Source organism: Polymorphospora sp. NPDC051019, assembly GCF_040683055.1.
Classification (GTDB): Bacteria; Actinomycetota; Actinomycetes; order Mycobacteriales; family Micromonosporaceae; genus Polymorphospora; species Polymorphospora lycopeni.
Genome location: NZ_JBFBCH010000013.1, coordinates 174,741 through 197,130, shown reverse-complemented (window position 1 = coordinate 197,130; position 22,390 = coordinate 174,741). Strand labels below are relative to the sequence as shown.

The following is a 22,390-nucleotide window of genomic DNA, read 5'->3' as shown; positions in this document are numbered from 1 at the left end:
AAGGCACCCTATCGCTCGGCAGTCCCGGGCTGGCTATCCGTCAGCGGCGGACTTCGACCGGGGTCAGTCCGCTTCCGCCGCGGCATCCGTCAGGGCCTCGATCAGGGCACGTGGCACGGGCTGCGTCAGCGCGACCTCGCGTACCGCGACGCAGATCGCCCTGACCGGCTCCGGGTGGCGTACCGGGCGAACGGCGACGCCCGGGTGGCGGGTTCCCAGACCGAGTCGGGGTACGAGGCTGACGCCGAGACCGGCGGCGACGAACCCCTGCGCCGTGGCGTAGTCCTCCGACTGTGCCACGAAGTCCGGGGTGAAGCCGGCCGCGGCGCAGCCGTCCATGATCGGTTCCAGGCAGGGGCCGGACGGTTCGCTGCCGACCCACGGCTCGCCGGCGAGGTCGACCAGGTCGATCACCCGCCGGGCGGCGAGCCGGTGTCCGCCGGGCACCACGGCCCGGTACGGGTCGTCGCGCAGGTGCACCACGCGGATGCCCGGGGGAGGGGCGTCACCGGTGCGGTGGACCACGATGGCCAGGTCGGCGTCCCCGCGCTCCACGTCCGGCAGCGGATCTCCCGAACCGATCAGCCTGGGGTCGATCGTCACCCCCGGGTGCTCGCGCCGCAGGCGGGCGAGAGCGGGTGCCAGCAGGGTCGGCCCGACCGAGGCGAAGTAGTGGATCGTCAGCCGGCCGGTACGCCCCGCCCGCAGGTCGGCCAACGCGGTCTCGGCCTCTGCGACGTGCCGGCCGATGACGGCCGCGTGCGCGGTGAGCAGCCGACCCGCGGCCGTGGGCCGTACGCCCCGGCCGACCCGTTCGAGCAGCGCGATCCCGGCCTCCCTCTCCAGCGCCGCCACCTGCTGGCTGACGGCGGACGGTGTGTAGCCGAGGTGGGCCGCCGCGGCGGTCACCGATCCGCTGGTGACCACCGCCCGCAACACCTGCATTCGTCGTACGTCAAGCATGTAGCGGAGCTTAATCGTCGTACAGAATCTTTCGCTTTTTCTTTCGGGTTGGAGCCGGCACGGTGGGCACCGTGAACAGGCTGCGAACATGGACCCAGGTGGGCGGGCTCGCCCTGCTGTGGGGATCGACCTTTCTCTGGATCGACCTGGCTCTCGAGGCGATGACCCCGGTCCAGGTCACCCTCAGCCGGTGCGTCCTCGGATCGGGCGCGTTGCTGGTCGCGTGTTTCGCCTCCGGGCGGCGGCTGCCCCCGTGGGGGGCGACCTGGTGGCACCTCGCCGTGGCCGCCTTCTTCTGCAACGCCCTGCCGTTCGCCCTGTTCAGCCTCGGCCAGCAGACCGTCGACTCCGGGGTGGCCGGCGTCCTCAACGCGACCACCCCGCTGTGGGCGGTGCTCATCGGCGTCGTCGTCGGCACCGAACGCGGCCTGCGGCCGGTCCGCCTTCTCGGACTCCTGCTCGGCTTCACCGGGGTCGTGCTGATCTTCGCTCCGTGGCGGTCGACCGGACCGGTCGGCGGCGGCGCTCTCGCCATCGTCGCCGCCGCGGCGAGCTATGCCGTCGGCTTCGCCTACATGGGTCGCCACCTGGTCGGCAAGGGCGTCCCCACCATCTCGCTCGCGGCGGCGCAGCTCGTCGCGGCGACCGCCCTGACCGCGCCGCTCCTGCCGGCCGGCGGCCTGACACCGGTCCGGGTCGGCGCGCAGACGCTGATCGTCGTCGTGATCCTCGGCGTCGTCGCCACCGGAGCCACGTTTCACCTCACCTACCGGATCATCGCCGCCGAGGGCGCCACCAACGCCGCCGCGGTCGGTTATCTGCTGCCGGTGGTCTCGGTGGCACTGGGCGTCGTCGTGCTCGGCGAGGGTCTCAACCCGCGGATCGTCGCGGGGACGGTGGTCGTGCTCGGCGGGGTCGGTCTGATCCGCCGGCACCAGCGGCCGCGGTCGGCGCCCGCGCCGGCCGCGACGAGCGGCTGACCGGCCGCCCTCGGGCAGGACCGGCGCGTCCCGGCCCGGGGTGACCCGGGCCGGGACGGCGTACGTCAGCCGGCCCGCTCGGCGGCGCTGCGCTCGACGCAGAACTCGTTGCCCTCCGGGTCGGCCAGCACCACCCAGCCGCTGCCGTCCGGCCGCCGCTGGTCGGCGACCTGCGTGGCGCCGAGGTCGAGCAGGCGTTCGACCTCCTCGTCCCGGGTGCGGTCGGTCGGTTGCAGGTCGACGTGCAGCCGGTTCTTGACCTGTTTCGGCTCGGGTACCCGCAGGAAGAGCAGCACCGGACCGGTGCCGCCGCCCGTCGGGGAGAGCGCCACCTCGGGATCGCCGGGGTGGTCGTCGTCGCCGAGCCGGTAGTCGAGCACGGCGGCCCAGAACCCGGCGAGGGTGTACGGATCGGCACAGTCGAAGTCGACGTGCCGGATGAGCGAGGTCATGGTGATCCTCCACGTGTGGATGGAGCGCCTCGCCGGATGGGCAGGTGTCAGCGTGGGTGGCGAGGCGCGGGCATGGACTGGCTGGACATCGACCGCACCTCCCTTCGCCGATCACGGCTGACTGGTCATGATCTTCTCACGGCCACCGTCCTGGCCACGATCCGGGTCTGGCCCGCGACCGCCGGCATTCCCCGCCCGGGCCGGACCAGTCCGGCCACCTCCGCTCCGCCCGGTCGCCGCTCCCCGCGCCGCCTGATCCCTCGTTCCCCGCCCGGAGCGATGGGAACGGTGGACACGCCGAACGGGGTGCCCCGCACCCAGCGGGGCACCCCGATCGACGACGGTCAGATCCGCGGCCGGAGCAGGTCGGCGAGCGCCCGTTCCGCCAGGTCCAGCGCCGTCTCCGCCATCGTCCGGTCGACGATGGTGGGGCGATGCAACCCGCCGGGTTGCCAGTTGTAGTCACCGTAGTGGTGCCGGACCTCGTTGCCGATGGTTTGTTGCTGCCCCGTCACGGTGCGGCCATCGAACGTACACCTGACGGTGAGCAAGCCGGTCGGGTTGAAGATGGAGTCCTCGCAGGTCGGCCTGACGTTGCCGATGATGTGTTCCAACGCCTCCTGGTACTCGGCGTACATGACTCTCATGGTGGGGATTCTCGCCTGGGCGATGAGCAGCACGTCCCACTGCGTGATCAGGGCCTTGCCGACGATGTCCCGCTCCGCGTCGCCGTCGAACTCCGTGAGTTTCTCGCGCGCGTTGATGGTCCCCTGAAGGACCGTGTTCATGTACATCGGGAGCATCGGCGGGATGTCCATCATCTGGGTACCGGTCACCGCGTAGCGCACCTGGCCTCTGATGTCGGCGATCTGCAGGTTGTTGAGCTGCGTCAACAGATCGGTCTCGACGCCGGCCAGCGCGCCCCTGATGTCCTGGGTGAACTGGATGAGTTCGTTGGCGGTGAGCCCGTCGGCGGCCGAGTCCAGGAAGGCCGCGGTCACCCGGATCATGTCGAGGTACCGGTTGTAGTCCGCGGCCACGGCCGGTCGCGCCGTGCCCACCAGGAGCAGGACCGTTCCCATGACGGCCGCGAGAATCCGGCGCTTCATGCGTTGGCCCGGATCTGCTTCAGCTGCGGCAGTTCCCGCAGGACCGAGGGACGCACGGTGTTGCGCATCACGTTCGTCTCCACGAAGACGTAGTCGATCGGGTTCATGATCTGTGAACCTGCCTGGAGTTCGGTCCACGTTTCGACGTCGCCGGTGTGTGCCTGGCAGGAGTAGGTGTGTTCGGTGACCCAGGCGAACTCGGGGTCCCAGATGGTGCCATAGGAGTGGACACACCACGGCTTGATCTTGTTCAGCACGGCCTCGTAGCTGGCGATCAGGTCGTCGAGCAGGAGCGTGCTGTCGAAGCCGAACTTCGCGAACGTGACCATCGCGATCGAGTAGATCTCGCCCATCACCCGGGCGATGTGGTCCGCCGCGCCGAGGTCCTGGACGGCGTCGAAGTAGGCCGACGACAGCGTCGCGCAGTCGAGCGTGCTGTCCAGGAACACCGACAGCGTGTAGATGTCCATCTGGTCGATGTTCGGCATCAGGAGGGTGTTGGAGCGGGCGCACGCGCGTACGTCGGCGGCGGCGATGCCGTCGATGTGGGCGAGGATCTCCTGCTGCGACCGGTTGATCGCGCCCAGGATCTCCTGCTTCGCACGTTCCAGATCGGCCGGGGTCACCCCGCCGCCACCACCACCGCCGAACAGGCTCCCCGCCACCACCACGGCGACGTTGATCCAGAACGACGCGTCCACCGCCTTGGCCGGTTTGGCCGGCCCTCCCGCCACGATCGATGCGGCGAGGCACACGGCCAGCAGGCCACCGAGAAATCGTCTTCGCATCATGTCCTTCCTTCGGTCGCTATGCATCGACGTGAGTCGAACTGTCGGGCGTAGCTTCGTCCGGAGCACTGGACATCGACTGGACATCGGCTGGACGCTCATTCGCCGCCGAACCTGGAAGACCGCCCGGCGCCAGCACCGGATCGGTGCTGGCGCCGGGAATTCAGTAGGTCAGGACTGCTGGGACGCCTTCTGCACCAGTCTCATGTGCGTGACGAAGTCGCTGACGGCGGTCAGCCCCTCCTGGTACGCCCCGCTGGCCAGCCGGGCCGACTCGGCGGCGTACTCGCCACGCAGCGCGGAGACCCGGGCCGCGCCGGCGAGCCGGACGCAGTGGGTGACCGGGTCGGCGAGGGTGGTGTCGTACGTCGGCCGACCGCAGGTCTTGCCGAACGCGCCCGGTGCGCCACCGCGCGGGTCGTACCAGGTGCCGACCGGGCACCCGCCGGCCGCGTCGAGCGTGCAGTGGCCGTACGCGGTCAGTGCGCCGGTGAACGCCTCCCGGAAGTGGTCCGAGTAGCCGGTGCCCGCAAGGGTGAAGCGGCCCGGCAGGTGGTCGCCGCCGAACAGCAGCGCCCGCAGCGACTCGTTGTGCTCCAGCGCCTTGGACCAACCGACCTGCGTGTACGCCTGGAGCAGCATCAGCGTCTCGTCGAGCCGGTCGAGCGCCTTGCGTAGCGGGCTGGTCGGGTCGTCCATCCGCTGCAGCACGGTGGCGTAGTAGACCTTCTGCCTGGCGTGCAGCGAACCCATGGCCCGCATCCAGGCATCGTTCTCGGCGACCGCGACGTTGCCGATCGACGCGCGGTCGGCGAACTGCTCACGGTGCGCCGACCAGAGCTGGCCGACCTTTTCGTTGGTGTCGATGGTGCGCTGGTAGCCGGTCTTGTGGTTCACCCATTTGATCCGGTCCGCGTGCGTGGTGTAGGTCAGCTTGCGGGCGTCGGTCCAACTACCCTGCGGCCACTTCACCTGGATCTTCGCCGTGATCGTGATGTCGGCCGTCGTCACCGTCTCGACCCGCCCGTCGGTGGTTTCCTGGTTGCTGTACACCGCCTCGTAGCAGGTCCGGAACTCGGGCCGCTGTCCTTCGGCGCGCAGTACGTACGCGGTGTGGTAGGCGTGCGGTAGGTGCTTCGTCGTCGTGTTGGCCGCGATGGCAAGGGTGTTGCCGGGGCCGCCGACCGTCGTGCTGCACGGCGCCATCGTCTCGACCTCCGGCACCCGCGCCGGTGGCGGCTGGCTCGCGTCGATGAACGGGTTGTAGGCGCCGTCGAGCGCGACCTCGTCGCGTACTCCTTCCAGCTCCTTCGAAACCGCGCCCAGCTTCGATTCGTAGTCGTTCATCAGGTTGGTGAACAGCTTGTTGGTGGTGCCGTTCTGCGGCGCGCTGAACGTCGCCGCCGTCTGGTTGACCTTCGTGCCGACGGAGACGATCTCGTCCCAGACCGATCCGCTGACCGACCGGGCGAACTGCGGGTTCTCCGCGGCGAGTTGCGTCCAGGCGTGTGCCGAGACCGACCAGACACCGGCGTTGGGGACGCCCCGTCCGCTGCTCACCGACGGCATCGGCAGGTCCGGGTCCCAGCCACGGCTGCGGGCGAGCCACGCCAGGTAGTAGAGCGAGCCGAGCGGGGTGTGCTGGCGTACGGCGTCGGGTGTCACCGACGGCGCCATCCCGTCGGTGATGGCCAGCGGTGCCGAGGCCGCGGTGGTCTTGGCGGTGAGGGAGAACGTCGACGCGCCCTGCCAGTACTCGGTGAAGTTCGGCACCGGCTGCCCGGTGCGGCCCTGGTAGTCGAGGTACCGCTCGGCGGCGAGTTCGAAGTCGTGCATGGCCTGGGCCTCCAGGGCCGCGTGGGTCGACGCGGAGAGGGCCACCAGCCTGGTGTCCAGCGACAGCAGTTGGCTCTGGATGTCGCCCAGCTCGCGGCGTACGTCGTCGATCGCCCCCTGGAGCCGGGTGAACTGCGTCATCATGTCCGCGTAGACGGTGCTCAGTGCCTTCTCGATCGCGTCGAACCGCTGGTGCATCTCCGTACGCAGGTTCTCGATGTCCTCGCGCACCTTGGCGATCTCTTCGAGGATCATCTGCTCCGGCGACGGGCCGGATCCCATGAAGATGCTGGTCAGCGTCATGACGGCGCCGAGGATGTTGCCGGTCATGACCACGGTGCCGATCGAGGTCAGTGCCTCGGCGACCCCGAGCCCGGCGATCTTGGGGATGTAGTCGCTGATCGACTTGGCGATCGTGATCGCCGCGGAGCCCACGGCCTGGATCTCCCGGGCCGCCTTCGGGTCGGCGAACCCGATGAACGTGGTGAGTACCGACAACCCGGATGCCAGGCCGGCGAGGACGACATCACGTTGTGCCGCCTCGGCCAGCGCCCGCGTGTACGCCTCCGGCGTCGGCTTCGGCCCCGGCCCGACCGGGTACTTCAGCGACTGGCGGGCGAGCTCCGCCCGGATCTCCTCCTCCTTCGCCTGGATCCGCCCGAACGCCTCCTCGGCCATGCGACGCGCCTGCGCGAGATAGGTGGTCTGGTTCTGCGTGTTGGCCATCAGCGCGTCGACGTTGACGTACGTCCTGAGCAGTGGGTCGGCCATCAGTTGGTCCAGCGACGCGTTCAGCCGTACGCCCACGTGGGTGCCGACGAGGCCGTCCCAGGCGTCGGCGAACGTCGGGTCGTCCACCCCGGCGGCGGCGACCAGCGCCCAGACGCGGTCCTGCACGCCGTAGTAGCTGTTGGTGAAGACGTAGTTCTGGTAGGCCCCGGTGACCTGGTTGCGGAACGCCTCCCGCGCCAGGACGTCGTTGCCCCACAACTCCTTGAGCAGCAGCTTGGCCCCCGGCGCCGCGAGGTTGACGAACGGCAGCGCGCTGATCGCCTCCACGCCGTTGACGACCAGGGAGTAGGGACTGGTGTTCTTGACCGATTGGTACCTCGCCAGGACCGCGTTGTTGAGCATCACCCCGGCTTCGATGATCTCCTCGCGGGTGGCGTTCGGGTGGGCGGCACGCCAGTCGGTCAGCGACGCGGAGACCACCATCGCCCGGATGCCGTCGGCCCCGCGGCTGTGCATACGCATGTGCGCCGCGAACAGGTGTTGGCGGGCCGTCTCCTCGTCGTAGTCGACGGCGGCCGACGCCTTGACCGCGTTGCCCAGAACCAGGGCGGTGACCGTGACCAGGATGACGGCCAACCTGCGCGGCCACCTCCGGTCGGGCGGGTGTGTGAACACGGGTCGATACCTACCTCTCTCTGAAGTGGAAAGCAGCACGGTGTCGGAGACGACTGGTGTCCGGCTGGTGCCGGGCGTACCTCGGACGACCAGCCGTACTCCGCTCCGGGCAGGGGCTAGTCCATGCACGGCTGCTCGGGGTCGGTGCCGGAGAATCTCGGCGCGTCCGGTGCGGGGGCGAACTCGCCGGAGTTGATGCCGCCCACCAGCTTCTCCGAGAAGCGGGCGTTCTCCATCGTCATGACGTAGAACTTGTAGAACGTGGTGTGGTCGAGGTTGCGGATGGTGTGGCTGTAGCGTTCCCGGCCGGCCTGCGCGGGGAGGTCGACAGACTCGCTGAACGTGCCGGTCTCCCAGTAGCCGGTCTTGAGCTTGCAGTTCCACTTCCACTTGCGTCCCACCCAGTCGTAGGTGATGCGGAAGCCGTCCTCGCTGTCGGAGGGATCGGTGAACTCGACGGTGATCCGGTGTTCGTCGCCCACCTTCCACGGGGTGAGGACGAGACCGGTCGGCGTGGTCGGCTTGATCACGTACCACTCCGGGTAGAAGGTGATGCCCTCCGCAGCCGGTGCCGTGCCGTTCGGCACGTTCGCCACCACCACCTTGAGTTGGTGGCTGCCGACCGTCGCCGGAGCGGGGAACGTGATGCTGAACCCGTGGTTTCCGCCCTGTCCGGTGTGCGGCAGGGTGGCCTGCACCGTGCTCTTGAGCAGGGCGTTGGAGTAGGCCCTGACCGTGACCGGGCCCCCGTCGGCGTCACGCGCCCAGCCGGTGATCCAGATGACGCCGCCGTAGCGGGAGTAGTAGTCGATCTTTCCGGTCGGTGCCGCGTCGTCGAGCGGGGTCGGATCCTCCGGGAACTCACCGTTGCAGATCGGTCGCGGGTCGCCGAGTTGGCAGCCGGGATCGGCCGGAGCGCCGCTCGGCGTGGCGAGCGTGAAGGCGGTGAACAGTAGTGTCGCGGCGACGGCGGTGCTGAGTCGTCTCATGCGGACCAGCGTCGGGTTGCCCGCTGCAACCTGACTGGCAAGCGCCGACGGCGGCGCTCCGAGGTACGACCGCACGCTGTGCGGCAGGCGGTACCGGCACGGCAGGCGTCCGGGATCGGCGAGCACCAGGGAGTGGTGGATGAGTTCGACCAGGGGAGCCGTGGCGGCCGGCCCTCCGCCGACCCGCTGCGCGTCGGCGAGGGTGAAAGGGCCGTCGAAGACCCGGAGCCGGTGCAGCAGGCGGCGGCCGGCATCGGTCAACAGTCGACGGCTGGCCTCGATCTCGTCGTCGAGCAGCCCCTCGTCGAGGGTCGCCAGGACGTCGGCGGGGGCCAGCGCCGCGCAGCGCGCCGCCACCCGCTCGATCCCGAGCGGGAACGCGTCGAGCCGGCGGCAGATCTGCGCCGCGAGCGCCGGCTCCAGAGCCGCGCCGCCCGCGGCCGTGACCCGGTCGCCGAGCAGGCGTACGGCGTCCGGCTCGGACAGCGCGGTCACGGCGACGACCCGCTCGCCCGGTGTCTCCAGCGCGCGCCGGCCGGTGACCAGGACCCGCAGCGCCGGGCAGCGGGCGAGCAACCCGGTCAGCACCGGTACGGCCTCGGCGCGCAGGTGGTCGGCGTTGTCGACGACGACGAGCGCGGCCCGGTGGCCGACGCGGTCGGCGAGCGCCGGGACGGTGACGGAGGGTACGCCGATCGCGTCGGCCAGGGCCGCCACCACGGGCGTGCCGGCGGGCAGCCCGGACAGGTCGACGTACCAGGGGCCGTACCGGTCGGGGCGGTGCCGGGCCGCCTCTTTCGCCAGCCGGCTCTTGCCGACTCCGGCCGGTCCGGTCAGCGTGACCAGACGGCCGGCGTCGAGGGCGGCGCCCACCTCGGCCAACTCGGTCGCACGGCCCACGAACGACGAGATCGCCACCGGGAGATTGCCGGCCCCTACCTCCGGTCGCCCACCGAGGACGGTGTCGTCCTGGCACAGGATCGCCATCTCCAGGCGACGCAGCTCCGGGCCCGGGTCGATACCCTGCTTCTCGGCGAGGTGCGTACGGGCCCGCCGGAGCACCGTCAACGCGTCCGCCTGCCGTCCGGACCGGTAGAGAGCCGTCGCCAGCAGTTGCCAACCGCGCTCCCGTAGCGGTTCCTCGGCGGTGTGGACCTCCAGCTCCCCGATGGCCGTGTCGTGCTGCCCGACCGCCAGCAGCGCCACCATCCGCCGCTCCACCGCGGTCGCCCGCAGCACGTCGAACCGGGCCCGTTCGGCCACCGCGAAAGGGGCCTCCCCGACATCGGCGTAGGCGGGACCGCGCCACAGCGCCAGTGCCTCGCGCAGGACCGACTCGGCCCGCATCGGCAGGCTCTCGTCCAGCAGGGTGCCGCCGCGGCTCACCAGGCCGGCGAACCGGTCGGCGTCCAAACTCTCCGGCGGGAGCCGCAGCGCGTACCCGGGGCCGTCGCGGACCAGCAGCCGGCCCTGCCCACGGCTCGGGCGCCCCGGCTCCAGCGCGCAGCGCAGCCGGGCCACGTACCCGTGCAGGGTCGTCCGGCTGGCCGTGGGCCGGTCGGCTCCCCAGACCAGGTCCTCGATCCGGTCCGCCGGGACCATGCGTCCCCGGGCGGCCAGCAGCACCGCGAGTACCGACCGCTGCCGCCTCCCGCCCAGCGGGACCGGCTGGCCGTCCCGTTCGGCGGCGAGTGGGCCCAGCACGGACAGCCGTAGTCCCTCCATTGTGTCCTCCCCGTCGGCACGGAGGTCAGGATCGCCACGCCGCACCCCCAGATGCCAGGGACCACCGTCCCGGCGGGCCGGGACGTCGCAGGCTCGGACGAACGGTGGAGCCGCACTGGGTATCCCGATCAGTCGGGATGCCCGGCTCTGGTGCCCGGGCCGTCCCGGTCGGCAAGCTGGGGCGCCCCACCACATGAGGAGAGCGCATGGATCCACGACCGTCCGACCGGGCGCGTCCGGTCGCGGCACGCGCGGTGCTGGTCGTCACGGGTGTGCTCAGCGCCGGTTCGGTGGCCGCGTGGTTGGCGGCCGCGCCGCCGTGGCACCCGTGGATGCTCTACTCGCTGGTCGATCTCACGGTCGGTGCGATCTACGGCGTGGTGGCGTGGCTGACCCTGTCGCGGCGGGCCCACCTGGCGGCCTGGATCATGGCGGCGGCGGGCATCGGTGGTGCGGTCTCGGCCGCCGCGGCCGCCTGGGACATGGTGCGCTACCGCTGGCCCGAGCTGGACCTGTCGGTGCCGCTGGCCGGCGCCGCCTACTGGGCCTGGGTGCCGGGCTTCTACGCGTTGATCGTGGTGATGCCGTGGCTGCTGCCGGTGCGCCCGCTCCGGGCGGCGACCCGGTTCACGATCGGGGCCGGCGTGCTGCTCGTCGTACTGGCCCAGGTGTGCGCGGTCACCGTACCCGGAGCGCCGTGGGCGCTGCCGCTGGGCGGGCCGGCGGCGGCCGTCCGGGCAGCGGTCGACCCGTGGCTGGAACCGGCACTGGTGATACTCGGATCGGTCGCCGCCGCCGGGGTGCTGTGGCGGCGGCACGCCGCGCCGCCGGCCCGCCGGCACGGGCTGGGTTGGCTGGCGGTCGGCACCCTGCTGCTCGCCGCGGCCTTCGTGCCGCTGGCGCTCGACCCGCTGCTGCCGGTACGGGTGCCGACACCGGCCGCGCCGCTGCTGATGCTCGGCGCCCAGGCGTTCTTCCCGGCGTCGGTGCTGGTCGTCGTGCTGCGCCAGCGCCTGTGGGGACTGGATCTGGTGGTCCGCCGGACGCTGGTGTGGGCGCTCATGACGGCACTGGTGATCGCGGCGTACGTCGGGGGTGTCCTGATCCTGCGGGCCGTACTTCCGGCCCCGTCGGCGGTGCCCGAGGTGGTGGTGACGGCATCACTGGCCGCGGCGTTCCAGCCGCTGCGCCAGTGGGTGCAGCGGCGGGTCGACCGGCTGGTCCACGGTGACACCGGGCAGCCGCTGATCCGCCGGGTCGCCGACGGGCTGCGTGACACCGACCGCGGCACGCCGATGCTCGACGCGGTGGCCGACGGGATCGCCGCGTCGCTGCGGCTGGCCGAGGTCCGCATCGTCCTGCGCGGCGAACCCACCCACCTGTCGCCGACATCGATCGCCCTGGTCAACGGGGACCGCACCGTGGGTACGCTGCACGCCTGGCCCCGCCCCGGCGAGAAGCTGGACGGCCGTGCCTCCACCGCCCTGACCGACCTCGCCCCGGTGGTGACCGCGCTCGCCGAACTCGCCGCCGCCCAGCGGGATCTGGAGCGGTCCCGGCAGGGCCTGGCCCGTGCCCGCGACGAGGAGCGCCGTAAGCTGCGTCGGGACCTGCACGACGGCCTCGGCCCGGCGCTCGCCGGCGTCTCCCTGGCGCTGGCGGCGGGCCGCAACATGCTGCACGCCCACCGTCACCTGCCCGAGATCGCGGCCGCCGACGACCTGTTCGACCAGCTGGTGGCGGAGGTGGACCGCCAGGCGGCCGGGGTACGGGAGATCGCCCGCGACCTCCTGCCACCGGTGCTCGACGACGGTGACCTCGGCCCGGCGCTGGATCGGCTGCGCGAGCGGTACGCCGCCGCCGGGCTGACCGTCCGGGTCCGCGCACCGCACCTGCGCCTGCGAGAGGAGGCGGCCATCGCCGTGTACGGCATCGTGGCGGAAGCCGTCCGCAACGTCCACCGGCACGCCGGCGTCGACCACTGCTGCGTCGACGTCCGCGCCGTGCCCGAGGGCCTGACCGTCAGCGTGGCCGATCACGGGGTCGGCATCGGCGCCGGGGCGGGCACGGGCGTCGGCACCCGGGCGATGCGCGAACGCGCGGAGGCGATCGGTGCCGGCCTGACGATCGGCCCGGCCCGTACCGGTCACTCCCGGCCCGGTACGCGCGTGCGCCTGTTCCTGCCGGAGGCCGCCCGATGACGGCCGCGATGGCCGGCGGCGGCCCGGACCGCGGCGTGATCCGGGTCGCCGTGGTGGACGACCATCCCGTGTTCCGGCTCGGGATGACCGCGCTGCTGGGGACGCTGGACGGGATCGTCTGCGTCGGTGAGGCCGTCGACGTGCCGTCGGCACTCGCGCTGGTGGAAACCCACGATCCCGACGTCGTGCTCATGGACCTGCACCTCGGCGACCGCTCCGGCGTGGAGGCGACGCGACTGATCCGGTCCCGGCACCCGGCCGTGGCCGTGCTCGTGATCACGATGCTCGACGACGACGACTCGATCTTCGGCGCGCTGCGGGCCGGCGCGTCCGGTTACCTGCTCAAGGGGGCGTCACCGCCGCAGGTGGAGCGGGCGGTACGGGTGGTCGCCGACGGCGAGATGCTGCTCGGACCGGGGATCGGGACGCGTACGGTCAGCTTCCTCACCCGGGGAGCCGGCGTGGTGCCACCCTTTCCGCAGCTGACCGACCGGGAACGGGAGATCCTCGACCATGTGGCGCGCGGGCTCGACAACCGCGTGATCGCGCAGCGGCTGGCGCTCAGCCCGAAGACGATCCGCAACCATCTGTCGAACGTGCTGGTCAAGCTCGGGGTCAGTGACCGTGGCCAGGCGATAGTGCGGGCCCGGGAGCAGGGTCTCGGCCGGGGCTGACGTGGCCTCGACGCCGTCACGTTCTTCCGGGGACGTCCGGCGTGCCGTTCAGGCCTGCCGCGGGCGGCGGCTGCGGGCCAGGGCCGACCCGCCGAGTACGACACCGGCCAGCCCGAGGACCACGGCGACGTAACCGCCGACGATGCCGTTGCCTGTCCCGGGACCACCGTCGGCGGTCACGATCACGAACCCGCCGACGATGACGCCGATCGCCGCGGCCACCAGTGCGACAACCGCGCCTCGGCTGCCGGCACCGGCGCGGCTGGTCGGGCGGACCAGGGCCAGGCCGCCGATGATCACGCCGGCGAGAGCGACGAAGGCGGCGGCGGTCGCGATGACACGGTCGGTGGTCGGCGTACCCGCGCCGACAGTGGACGTGGCGAGCAGGTGGGCGGTCAGCATGAGACGGTCCTCGGCTTCCTCACGGTGGTGCACGGGACGGTGGTGTCGTCGATCGTGTCCTCCGCGCCCCGGACGTGTCGTCGTGCCAGCGTCGACATTCGACGCTGCCGCGTACGGGCGATCCCGCTGCCACGGACGCGGGGCGCGCCGCGGAGGACTACCGCGTACGTGGTAGCGGACCACTGCCGCGCTGGTACGACTCGCCGGTGCCGGGTGTGCGGTTAGGGTGCGCGCATGAGCAGCGCACGGATCGGTGCCCGGGACTGGCTGGTCGCCGCCGGTGTCGCGGTGATCCTGCTGGCCATCGGAGTGTCCGGCCACCCTGATACGACAGGCGGACGGGCCGTCGAGGATCTGCTCGGCCTGCTGCTACTGGCCGCCGGCGGGCTGGCGCTGGCGTGGCGTCGGCGGGCACCGGTCGCGGTTCTGGCCGCCACCGGGCTCTGCGCGCTCGGGTATCAGGCGGCCGGATTCGACGTCTTCGCCGTGGCGTACCTGATCGCGGTGTACGCGGCGGTCCGGGCGGGGCGCCGCACGGTGACCGTGGCGGTGAGCGTGGCCATGCTGGCGGCGCTCCCCGCCGTCACGATGATCACGGGCCCGTACGACACCACCGCGGCGTTCGCGCGGTCCCGAGGTGTGCTGGAGCTGGCCTGGCTGATCGCGGCCGGCGCGGCGGGTGAGGCGCTGCGGCAGGCCGAGCGCCGGGCGGACGAGGCCGAGCGCACCCGGGAGGAGAACGCGCTGCGGCGGGCCGGGGAGGAACGGCTGCACATCGCGCGGGAACTGCACGATTCGCTCACCCACCAGATCTCGGTGATCAAGCTCCAGGCGGAGGTGGCCGTGCACCTGGCCCGGAAACGGGGCGAGCCGGTGCCCGAGGCACTGCTGGCGATCCGCGACGCGGGCCGCGAAGCCGCCCGCGAGCTGCGCGCGACGCTCGAGGCGCTACGTGACGACAGCACGGCGGCACCCGGGATAGACCACGTACCGCGGCTCGTGCAACGGGCCCGCACGGCCGGCCTGGACGCGACCCTGACCATCGCCGGCGACCGCGCCGGCATACCGGCGGCGGTGGACCGCACCGCGTACCGGATCGTGCAGGAGGCGCTGACGAACATCGCCCGCCACGCCGCGGCCGCCACCGCGTCGGTGCGCATCGACTGCCTACCCGGCAAGGTCGTGGTGCAGGTCGACGACGATGGCACCGCCACGCCGGACTCCGCCCCGGCCCCCGGCGTGGGATTGCTCGGTATGGGGGAGCGGGTCACCGCGCTCGGCGGCCGGCTGCGTGCCGAACCCCGCGACAGCGGCGGCTTCACCGTCCGTGCCGAACTGCCCGTGGAGCGGACGCCGTGATCCGGGTCCTGCTCGTCGACGACCAGCCCCTGATCCGCCGTGGCTTCCGGGCACTGCTCGACGCCGAGGACGGCATCCAGGTCGTGGCCGAGGCCGCCGACGGCGCCGAAGGCGTGGCGCTGGCCCGCCAGCACCTGCCCGACATCGCGCTCGTCGACGTACAGATGCCCGGCGTCGACGGCATCGAGGCGACCCGGCGTATCGCGGCGGACCCCGCCCTGGCCGGGGTCCGCGTCGTCGTCCTCACCAACTACGGCCTGGACGAATACCTCTACCGGGCACTACGCGCCGGAGCGGCCGGCTTCCTCGTCAAGGACGTCGAACCGGAGGACTTCCTGCACGCCATCCGCGTCGCCGCCCGCGGCGACGTGCTGCTGGCCCCGTCGATCACCCGCCGTCTCATCGAGAGGTATGTCAGCCAGCCGCCGGCCCGGCAACCGGCCATCGCGCTGAAGGAGCTGACCAACCGGGAACGCGAAGCGGTCGTCCTCGTCGCGCGGGGCCTGACCAACGAGGAGATCGCCGATCGAATGGTGATCAGTCCGGTGACCGCGAAAACCCACGTCAACCGCGCCATGACCAAACTGCGCGCCCGCGACCGCGCACAACTCGTCGTCATCGCCTACGAATCCGGGCTCGTCACACCGCAAACCTGGTGATCGGTGCGGTCGACCCTCCTAACCGCCGGTGGCCGGACGTCGTAACGACGCGTCCAGGGTCCGCAACAGTTCTCCTACCCGGCCGCGACCGCCCGGGGCGTCCGGATAGCGCGTCAGGACACTGATCACGGTCGGGCTGGCCAGACTGCGTGCCTTCTCGATGTAGTCGGCGCCGACGTTCCGGTCGTCGCCGGCATCGAGTTCGAAGGCTCGACCGGCGTGCGCGGCCGGGCCGAGGATGTGCAGGACCTGAGTCGCTTTCGCCAGGGGGTGGAGGAAGGCGGCACTGGCCGCGGCAACGGCCGCGCGTGCGGCGTCGCTCGCCGCGGCCTGCCCGGCGTCGCGTGTCTCCTGGTACGCGCGCTGCGCGGCCCAGGCACTGTCACGGATCACCTTGTTCCGCCTGCCGCCCTCCGCGAATGCCCGCGCGGCGTCGACCGCGGCTCGTGGGCGTCGATCGTCAGGGCGCTCACGCTCGAAGATCGCCATTGCGGGCTGTGCGCAGGCCACGGCATAGCTCGTGATCTCGCGCAGTTCGGCCATGGTGAGTTCGATCCTCAGATTCTCGTCAGCCACCATCACCCCATAAACGGTATCGTTGAACCGTCGGTTAAAGCTTTCTCGTGATGCTCGTACGACAACGCGGCGAAACCCTCAAAGTGATCGGCAGACCATGGTCTGCCGGCCGGATGCGAGGTCAGGTCGACGCCGAAGGCCCGGCACCCGCGATCCGGTGGGACGGCCATCGCGCCGAACGGTCAGGTGTTCGCCAGGTGCAGAGACAGGACCAGCGCGGCGGAGACCGCCAGCTCTCGGTCGAGCAGCTCGTCTCGAGGAACGAACACCATGGCCCGTCCTTCGCCGAGTACCACGTCCTCCTGCCGTGCCCTGGTGGAGCCACTGAACGCGTGGACCGTCACGGTGTGCGGAAAACCGGCCTCGTACGGACGCGGACCGCTCCACAGGAGGCGCAGCCCATCCGCTGTCAGACCCGTCTCCTCCAGCAGCTCCCGGCGGGCCGCCTCCTCAGGTGACTCGCCCGGCTCGACGTGGCCGCCCGGCAGGCTCCACTGATTCGGCGAGACGGCCGCGTACTCGTCGCGGTGCTGTAGGAGCACCGCGCCGGACGGGTCGACAAGCAGCACGAGTGCGACGTCATAGGTGGCCACCGTAAGAGGGTGTCACCTTCACAAGCGCTTCCACCACGAAACACGGGCCGCCCACCGGTTACGGTGGACGGCCCGGATCGGCGCCGGTCGTCTACGGCCGGTAGACGTAGAGGTCGTAGGTGTAGTAGCCGTTGAACCGGCACTCGTAGTTCGTCCAGAGTCCCTGGACAATGCCGACCTCGCCGGTCGCGATGCAGGCGCCGCGCGCGACCGAGGGAGCCTCCACCGAGGTGAACGTGTCCCACCATTGCCAGTAACCGAGCGCGGAAGCGGCCGTGTCGGCCGGAGCCGGCCGTTCCGGAGCGGCCGCCTGCGCGGCCGCGGCCGAACCGAAGGTCAACATCCCGGCCAGTGCCAGACCAGCCAGAATCCGTATGGCAGTACGCATCGACAACCCTTCAGTTTGATGTTGCCCATGGTCCCCCGTCGCAGGAGGACCTTCTGGCGATCGGCCGATCCCGCGGTCAATGTTGCCGTCCCACGCTGTATCGACCAACGAAAATCCGATACGGATCCGTGCCCGATCAATGCAGAAGCGGTTATCGATGCGGCGTCCGGTCTGGCCCGCGCCGAAGCCGCCGGACCGAGCCGCCGCTAGCGGCGAGGCCCACCTCGGTCCGCTTCGGCGATTCCGCGGTAGGCGTCGGCGACGGCGTGGAAGGCCTGTTTGCGTTGGTAGGTGCCGTCGGAGCGGGCAGCCATGACCCCGAAGCCGGCCTTGTCGAGATCGAGGTGCGGATCGTCCACGTGGAGGAAGTCGGGCATGGCGAAGGTGAAGACGAAGCAGCCGTGTACCCCTTGAGAGCCGTAGAGGTCGATGAGGTCTGTCAGGTAGCGGGCCTGGACGCTTTCGTCGCGGGGATGGTCGCCGGAGATGCGGGGCGGGTCGGTGAACCAGTTGACGATCTGAAAGGAGCCCGCGCCGCGCTGTTCGGCTCCGGTGAAGGCGCCGCACCCGAACTCGGTGATCACGACCGGTCTGTCGTGGCGCCGGACGAGGTCGTGGACGCGATCGGCATAGGTGGCGGCGTTGCGGCGGGATCGGTAGAGGCTGACCCCGACCACGTCGAAGAGAGTCCAGTCGACGTGTTCCCAGGCGGCCGCGGAATAGGTGATCGGCCCGTTGAAGCGACTCCGGGCGACGGTCACGGCGTCGGCGAGCAGTGTGTGGAGCCGTCGGTCGATACGGTGTCGCATCAGGCGGCGGAACCGGATGATCAGTTGCAGCCGTAGGAACGACCGTGGTCCGGGGACGATGCCGGGCGCGGTGTGCGAGAACTCACTGCCGACCACGAGCGTGACGCGGTCGGGGTACTCACGACGAAGAAGCTCGGCCGCCACGGCGGCCGCGTCCAGTCGCTCCAGCATCGTCGTCCGAGGCAGTTCGGTGGGATCGGGACGCAGGTAGACGTCCAGGCCGAGGTCGAGCGCGCGGCCGGCGGCCGTCACCAGTCGCGGCACGTCGCCGCTGATGAGCATCACGGTGTCGCAGCGCAGGTCCCGGGAGATGATCTCAAGGTCGCGCCGCAGATCGTCCGGATGCGTTTCGCCGACGAGGTAGGAGATGCCGCGAAGCTTCAGCACGCGTTCGGCTCCTCTCGGCGCGGTCGTCGAACGGTCAGCAGGAGCAGGCGACGCGCCGCCGGCTGCGGCCACGGCGTGGCGTGGTTCCCGGCCCCTGGGGCGCGACCGGTCGCCGTCGGCGTCCCGAGTTTCGGAGCCGTCATCGCCCTGTCCTGTGTACGGCCAGTTCGAAGGTCATGGCGAGCTCGGCCGCGTAGACACCCGGGTCGGTCTCGGGCTTGGCCCGCAGCTCCCCGGGCACGGCTTCGAGAGCGGCCAGCAGGGTCACCGCCATCAGCCGGGTCGGGAAGGACCGGAACTCGCCAGCTTCCTGACCACCGCGCAGAAGTTGTTCGACGTCGGCGATCGACCGCTCCCGCGCCTCGGCGGCCCAGCCCTCAGCGTTCTCGATCTGTCCGACGGCGAGGATCCCGGCGGGCCGGTCGGCGCAGTACCGGACGAACCCCTCGATCAACGCCTTCACCGTGCCGGCATGGTCGTCGGCGTCGCCGGCGCGCGCCTCCACGAAGCGTTCCATGTCGGCGTTCACCTCGGTGACCACCTGCTCCATCAGGTCCTGCTTGCTACTGAAGTGGTAGGAGATCAACCCCTGGCTGATGCCAGCGCGGGCCGCGATACGCGTCAACGAGGTCTTGGCGTATCCGACTTCGGCGAGAGTCTCGATCGCAGCTTCCACGATCTGCCCTCGCCGGGCGGTTTCGATGAACGATCGACCATCCTGGGCGTTCGAGCTATTTGTTGGTCGCACGATCAGTAATTTACGGACTCGATCAGCTCCGCGCAAAGCCGACCGCGTACGACCGGCGTCACCCCTGGGACCAGCGAGTCGGTTGAGAGGCGCTTCCGGTGGCGTCGAGTGGAAACTCCGGGTACGGCAAGTGTCGATGGTGGCGCGGAACCGCGCCCGGGTGCGCGGAGCGTCTTCGTGGGGGCATAAGGTGCCGTCAGTGGATTCGGCGGGCCCAGAAAAGCTGGTGGCCGCTGTTCCCCTCGGGTACGAAGTGTTCGGACTCGACGCCCAGGCCGGCTTCGGTGATCCAGGTGCGGTAGGTGGCCGCGTCGGGATGGCTCCACCACATGGTGGCGGTGCCGCCGAGCCAGTTGTCCTCGGTTCCGGTCCATTGCCCGGCTCCGGTCGTTGCCAGGAACAGCCCGCCGGGTCGTAGCCAGGTGGCGATGCGGTGGAGCAGGTGGGGCTGTGCGTCGATCGGCATGTGGATGAGTGCGTAGAGGCAGACGACCGCGTCGAACGTTCCTGCGGGGAAGGCGACCAGCGTGGCGTCGGCGTGCAGGAACGTGGCGTGGGGGACGAGTCGGCGGGCGCGCGTGATCTGGACCTCGCTGAGGTCGACGCCGGTCACCCGGTGGCCACTGTCGGCAAGTGTCTTGGTGACCGGGATGCCGCAGCCGCACCCGAGGTCCAGCACGCTGGCCCCGGTCGGGAGTTGCCGCTGCAGGTCGGTGAGCCATGGTGCGTACTCGGCGGGGGCGTCGTGGTCGCCACGGTAGCGGTGGGACACGCTGTCGTAGCCGCGTCGGACGATTTCGGTGGGATCGGAGACGTTCACAGGTACAACCCTGGTCCAGGCGACAGGTGTTCGTCGATCCGGTTCGGCGCCGCTCGGCTTCCGTTCCTGCCGGGTGGCGGACGTCCGGTCCGGCATGTTCCTGTTGACGTCAACCGAGGTTCAGGTGCTGCACTGCGGAGCGTGAATTTCGACGGACTTCGGGTCGCCGTGACCGGCGCCGCACGTGACACCGGACGACTGCTCGCCGAGGCCTTCGCCGACCGTGGCGCGTACGTCTGTCTCTCGGCCCGGAACCTGGCGGCGGCCGAACAGGCCGCGGGTGTGATCAACCAGCGCGGGCCAGGGCGGGCCGACGCGTTTCGGTGCGACCTGGCCGAGCCGGACTCGGTGCGGGCGTTCGCCGCGGCCGTGGCTGACCGTACGGAGCGCATCGATGTGCTGATCAACAATGGCGCCGCCTACATCGAGGGCGACGACCTCACGCATGCCCCGGACGACAAGATCGAGAACGTGATGGCCGTCGGTGGCACCGGCACCCTGCTGTTGACCAAACATCTACTGCCGCTGTTGCGGGCGTCGGCGAGACCCGACATCGTCAACATGATCTCCGCTTGCGGCGAGACCGGGCATCGCCGGTCCGGCGCGCATCCCGCCTTCTACGCGGCCAAGCATGCCCACGCCGGGCTCGCCGAGATCCTGTCGCACCGGCTCCGACCGGAGGGTATCCGGGTGATCTCGCTGTTCCCGCCGGATTTCGTGCAGGATGGGCCACGGCAGGCCAGCGGCGACCTCACTGCACGCTCGGTCGTCGACTGCGTGCTGTTCGCGATCGGCCAGCCGCGGGACTGCTTCATCCGTGAGTTCCACTTCGAGCAGGTGCGACCGTCCCGAGGCTGAAGCCCGCCCACCGGGTAGCCGGCGGGGTGCGGGTGTTCACGGCACAGGGCCGGCGCGCCTCCCAGTGTGCTGACGGGTGGCGCGCCGGCCGGGTCGTCGATGCTGCCCGGGGCGTCCCAGGCGGGTTGGTCACGCAGGTTCTACGGGTAGCCACAGCTCGCAGGTCGCGGTGCTGAAGTCGTCCGCGCGTTCGAGGACCGCGACGATCGAAGGACCTGGCCGCAGCCGCCACGGGTTGGACGGGAACCACTCGGTCGCGGTCGCGGCCCAGGTCGTCTGCAGGGCCTGCGGATGGGGGCCGGCGGTGCGGAAGACCGCCCACCTGCCGGCGGGTGCCTCGATGGCGTCGAGGTCGTCGGGAGCCGGCGTGTTTCGGGAGACGGCGACCCCGTGCAGGTAGGTCAGTTCGCTGCCCTCGATGTCATCGGGGTCGACATCGTCGCAGACCTGGAGGAGGCCGGCCGGCTCGGTGTCGCCGAGGGCCTTGAGTCGCAGGTGCTCCTCCTGCGGCAGCGCGGTGATGTGCTGCTGGATATGCGGGCTGATGCCCTGGTGGATCAGCGGAACCCGGGCGGCGTGTCCGACGAGCCGGAACGCGGGGCGGTCGACGATGCGGGTGTCCATGGGGATGCTCCCTTCGACGGTCAGGCGGAACCTGAGCTGTGGTTGTGTGCGAAGGGGGCCTCCGTCGCGGCGGACATCACCGGGGCCGGCGCCGTGGACGGCCCGGAACGCCCGTCCGAACGCCTCGGTCGAGCCGTACCCGTGCCGTACGGCGATGCTCAGCAGATCGTCCTCGCCCTTGACGACGTCGGCGGCGGCGACGGTCATGCGACGCCGGCGTACGTACTCCGACAACGGCATACCGGCCAACGACGAGAACATCCGGCGCAGGTGGTATTCGGTCGTGCCGAGCGTCATGGCCAGTCCGCTGACGTCGAACTCGCCGTTGAGGTGCTTCTCGACAAGGTCGATCAGCCGGTTGAGTGCCGCGATCACGAGGCCTCCCTTCGACGTCAAGCCTGGCCGAAGGACCGCCGGCGGCGCCCGACCGCCGCTGTCCGGTTCGATCAGGTGCCTGGACGGTGCGGCGTCGCCTGCGCCGGGCACGGACGCCGGCGGCCTCGATGCCCTCACTTCGAGTGGGACAGGGCTGTCGGACCGTGACACTAGCCTGTCGACCATGGCGATTCCCGACCGTGTGCCGATCGCGTACGAGCCCGACTATCGCACCGACACCATCGGCCGGTATGACGGTGGGCAGTTCTTCGGCTCCGTCACGGCGACCCTCGAAGACGGCGCGGGGCGCAACTCCGACTGGTACCGCTTCAAACGGTGGTACGCCGTACTGCACCGGTTCGACGACCAGGGCGGCCACATCGACTCGCAGATCTGGTTCGCCGGCACCGGTGAGCACCGAGCCGACTCGGTCGAGAAAGCCCAGAGCTGCCTCGCCGGCTGGCTCGACGCTCTACCCGGACGCGTCTTCGGCGACATCAGCATCAAACCGTTCCAGGTCGAGGCAGACGGACACGTCTTCGGGCTCGTCGACCAGTCCGAACCCCACGACGGACGGGACCATGTCGAGTTTCTCCCCGACGGCCTCGGTTTCGCCCCGCCCTGGGACGGCTTGTACGACACCTGACCCCGACGCCTGCGGCTGGCGG

The 22,390-nt window shown here is 70.8% G+C and carries 21 protein-coding genes; 7 read left to right on the top strand and 14 right to left on the bottom strand.

From position 1 onward, the window contains the following. Window positions 1-63: 63 nt before the first annotated feature. Window positions 64-963: a LysR family transcriptional regulator gene (locus AB0M79_RS23065; RefSeq protein ID WP_364217193.1), complete on the bottom strand. Its 900-nt coding sequence runs from the start codon at window positions 961-963 to the stop codon at window positions 64-66. A gap of 71 nt (window positions 964-1,034) precedes the next feature. Here AB0M79_RS23065 and AB0M79_RS23060 point away from each other — a divergent pair, with 71 nt between their 5' ends. After that, window positions 1,035-1,943 carry a DMT family transporter gene (locus tag AB0M79_RS23060; protein ID WP_364217191.1) on the top strand — a complete coding sequence of 303 codons (909 nt, stop codon included), beginning with the start codon at window positions 1,035-1,037 and terminating at the stop codon, window positions 1,941-1,943. Between the two features lie 65 nt (window positions 1,944-2,008). On the opposite strand, the gene AB0M79_RS23055 is transcribed toward AB0M79_RS23060, so the two are convergent. The 5 genes from AB0M79_RS23055 to AB0M79_RS23035 all read right to left on the bottom strand — a co-directional run bounded on the left by AB0M79_RS23055 (window position 2,009) and on the right by AB0M79_RS23035 (window position 10,249). Further along, window positions 2,009-2,395: a VOC family protein gene (locus AB0M79_RS23055; RefSeq protein ID WP_364217189.1), complete on the bottom strand. Its 387-nt coding sequence runs from the start codon at window positions 2,393-2,395 to the stop codon at window positions 2,009-2,011. Window positions 2,396-2,739: 344 nt separating this feature from the next. Next, complete coding sequence (locus AB0M79_RS23050; protein ID WP_364217187.1) at window positions 2,740-3,504, bottom strand: hypothetical protein; 765 nt, start codon at window positions 3,502-3,504, stop codon at window positions 2,740-2,742. Continuing rightward, a complete protein-coding gene (locus AB0M79_RS23045; RefSeq protein ID WP_364217185.1) occupies window positions 3,501-4,292 on the bottom strand; it encodes a hypothetical protein in 792 nt (263 codons plus the stop codon). Before AB0M79_RS23045 ends, AB0M79_RS23050 begins: the two co-directional genes overlap by 4 nt. A gap of 171 nt (window positions 4,293-4,463) precedes the next feature. Further along, window positions 4,464-7,496, bottom strand: coding sequence for a hypothetical protein (locus AB0M79_RS23040; protein ID WP_364217183.1), 3,033 nt, complete (start codon window positions 7,494-7,496; stop codon window positions 4,464-4,466). Between the two features lie 155 nt (window positions 7,497-7,651). Beyond that, complete coding sequence (locus AB0M79_RS23035; RefSeq protein WP_364217181.1) at window positions 7,652-10,249, bottom strand: BTAD domain-containing putative transcriptional regulator; 2,598 nt, start codon at window positions 10,247-10,249, stop codon at window positions 7,652-7,654. Between the two features lie 206 nt (window positions 10,250-10,455). On the opposite strand from AB0M79_RS23035, the gene AB0M79_RS23030 reads away from it, so the two are divergent. Together AB0M79_RS23030 and AB0M79_RS23025 are read left to right on the top strand one after the other, a co-directional pair. Continuing rightward, window positions 10,456-12,450: an ATP-binding protein gene (locus AB0M79_RS23030; protein WP_364217179.1), complete on the top strand. Its 1,995-nt coding sequence runs from the start codon at window positions 10,456-10,458 to the stop codon at window positions 12,448-12,450. After that, on the top strand, window positions 12,447-13,124 hold the full coding sequence (locus AB0M79_RS23025) for a response regulator transcription factor (protein ID WP_364217177.1): 678 nt from the start codon (window positions 12,447-12,449) through the stop codon (window positions 13,122-13,124). The genes AB0M79_RS23030 and AB0M79_RS23025 overlap by 4 nt, the downstream gene beginning before the upstream one ends. Before the next feature lie 48 nt (window positions 13,125-13,172). Here AB0M79_RS23025 and AB0M79_RS23020 read toward each other — a convergent pair whose 3' ends face one another. Next, entirely contained in the window at window positions 13,173-13,526 is a 354-nt protein-coding gene (locus tag AB0M79_RS23020; RefSeq protein ID WP_364217174.1) for a DUF6223 family protein, read from the bottom strand. Between the two features lie 234 nt (window positions 13,527-13,760). On the opposite strand from AB0M79_RS23020, the gene AB0M79_RS23015 reads away from it, so the two are divergent. Continuing rightward, on the top strand, window positions 13,761-14,885 hold the full coding sequence (locus AB0M79_RS23015) for a histidine kinase (RefSeq protein ID WP_364217171.1): 1,125 nt from the start codon (window positions 13,761-13,763) through the stop codon (window positions 14,883-14,885). Further along, complete coding sequence (locus AB0M79_RS23010) at window positions 14,882-15,544, top strand: response regulator transcription factor (protein WP_364217168.1); 663 nt, start codon at window positions 14,882-14,884, stop codon at window positions 15,542-15,544. Before AB0M79_RS23015 ends, AB0M79_RS23010 begins: the two co-directional genes overlap by 4 nt. An 18-nt stretch (window positions 15,545-15,562) precedes the next feature. Here the strand turns inward: AB0M79_RS23010 and AB0M79_RS23005 are convergent, their stop codons facing one another. The 6 genes from AB0M79_RS23005 to AB0M79_RS22980 form a co-directional block, all read right to left on the bottom strand. Beyond that, complete coding sequence (locus tag AB0M79_RS23005) at window positions 15,563-16,123, bottom strand: putative immunity protein (protein ID WP_364217165.1); 561 nt, start codon at window positions 16,121-16,123, stop codon at window positions 15,563-15,565. Window positions 16,124-16,302: 179 nt separating this feature from the next. Further along, the gene (locus AB0M79_RS23000; protein WP_364217162.1) at window positions 16,303-16,713 is read right to left on the bottom strand and encodes an NUDIX domain-containing protein; all 411 of its coding nucleotides are present in this window, start codon (window positions 16,711-16,713) and stop codon (window positions 16,303-16,305) included. Between the two features lie 91 nt (window positions 16,714-16,804). Continuing rightward, window positions 16,805-17,101 (bottom strand): hypothetical protein, encoded by a 297-nt coding sequence (locus AB0M79_RS22995; protein WP_364217159.1) that lies wholly within the window; start codon window positions 17,099-17,101, stop codon window positions 16,805-16,807. Between the two features lie 206 nt (window positions 17,102-17,307). After that, window positions 17,308-18,297 (bottom strand): hypothetical protein, encoded by a 990-nt coding sequence (locus AB0M79_RS22990; RefSeq protein WP_364217156.1) that lies wholly within the window; start codon window positions 18,295-18,297, stop codon window positions 17,308-17,310. Between the two features lie 139 nt (window positions 18,298-18,436). Further along, on the bottom strand, window positions 18,437-18,973 hold the full coding sequence (locus AB0M79_RS22985; RefSeq protein WP_364217153.1) for a TetR family transcriptional regulator: 537 nt from the start codon (window positions 18,971-18,973) through the stop codon (window positions 18,437-18,439). A 268-nt stretch (window positions 18,974-19,241) separates the two neighbouring features. Beyond that, the gene (locus AB0M79_RS22980; RefSeq protein ID WP_364217150.1) at window positions 19,242-19,865 is read right to left on the bottom strand and encodes a class I SAM-dependent methyltransferase; all 624 of its coding nucleotides are present in this window, start codon (window positions 19,863-19,865) and stop codon (window positions 19,242-19,244) included. A 141-nt stretch (window positions 19,866-20,006) separates the two neighbouring features. Between AB0M79_RS22980 and AB0M79_RS22975 the strand changes: the two genes are divergently transcribed. Beyond that, complete coding sequence (locus AB0M79_RS22975) at window positions 20,007-20,723, top strand: SDR family oxidoreductase (RefSeq protein WP_364217147.1); 717 nt, start codon at window positions 20,007-20,009, stop codon at window positions 20,721-20,723. Between the two features lie 129 nt (window positions 20,724-20,852). Here the strand turns inward: AB0M79_RS22975 and AB0M79_RS22970 are convergent, their stop codons facing one another. Next, window positions 20,853-21,722 (bottom strand): AraC family transcriptional regulator, encoded by an 870-nt coding sequence (locus tag AB0M79_RS22970; protein ID WP_364217144.1) that lies wholly within the window; start codon window positions 21,720-21,722, stop codon window positions 20,853-20,855. Window positions 21,723-21,906: 184 nt separating this feature from the next. Between AB0M79_RS22970 and AB0M79_RS22965 the strand changes: the two genes are divergently transcribed. Then, complete coding sequence (locus AB0M79_RS22965) at window positions 21,907-22,368, top strand: hypothetical protein (RefSeq protein ID WP_364217141.1); 462 nt, start codon at window positions 21,907-21,909, stop codon at window positions 22,366-22,368. The last annotated feature ends 22 nt before the right edge of the window (window positions 22,369-22,390 follow it).

Excerpts from the sequence above, each read along its gene's own strand:
- AB0M79_RS23035 (WP_364217181.1), bottom strand. The coding sequence starts at position 10,249 with ATGGAGGGACTACGGCTGTCCGTGCTGGGCCCACTCGCCGCCGAACGG.
- AB0M79_RS22995 (WP_364217159.1), bottom strand. The coding sequence starts at position 17,101 with ATGCGTACTGCCATACGGATTCTGGCTGGTCTGGCACTGGCCGGGATG.
- AB0M79_RS23015 (WP_364217171.1), top strand. The coding sequence starts at position 13,761 with ATGAGCAGCGCACGGATCGGTGCCCGGGACTGGCTGGTCGCCGCCGGT.
- AB0M79_RS23005 (WP_364217165.1), bottom strand. The coding sequence starts at position 16,123 with ATGGTGGCTGACGAGAATCTGAGGATCGAACTCACCATGGCCGAACTG.
- AB0M79_RS23055 (WP_364217189.1), bottom strand. The coding sequence starts at position 2,395 with ATGACCTCGCTCATCCGGCACGTCGACTTCGACTGTGCCGATCCGTAC.
- AB0M79_RS23025 (WP_364217177.1), top strand. The coding sequence starts at position 12,447 with ATGACGGCCGCGATGGCCGGCGGCGGCCCGGACCGCGGCGTGATCCGG.
- AB0M79_RS23030 (WP_364217179.1), top strand. The coding sequence starts at position 10,456 with ATGGATCCACGACCGTCCGACCGGGCGCGTCCGGTCGCGGCACGCGCG.
- AB0M79_RS23045 (WP_364217185.1), bottom strand. The coding sequence starts at position 4,292 with ATGCGAAGACGATTTCTCGGTGGCCTGCTGGCCGTGTGCCTCGCCGCA.
- AB0M79_RS23050 (WP_364217187.1), bottom strand. The coding sequence starts at position 3,504 with ATGAAGCGCCGGATTCTCGCGGCCGTCATGGGAACGGTCCTGCTCCTG.
- AB0M79_RS22965 (WP_364217141.1), top strand. The coding sequence starts at position 21,907 with ATGGCGATTCCCGACCGTGTGCCGATCGCGTACGAGCCCGACTATCGC.
- AB0M79_RS23020 (WP_364217174.1), bottom strand. The coding sequence starts at position 13,526 with ATGCTGACCGCCCACCTGCTCGCCACGTCCACTGTCGGCGCGGGTACG.
- AB0M79_RS23065 (WP_364217193.1), bottom strand. The coding sequence starts at position 963 with ATGCTTGACGTACGACGAATGCAGGTGTTGCGGGCGGTGGTCACCAGC.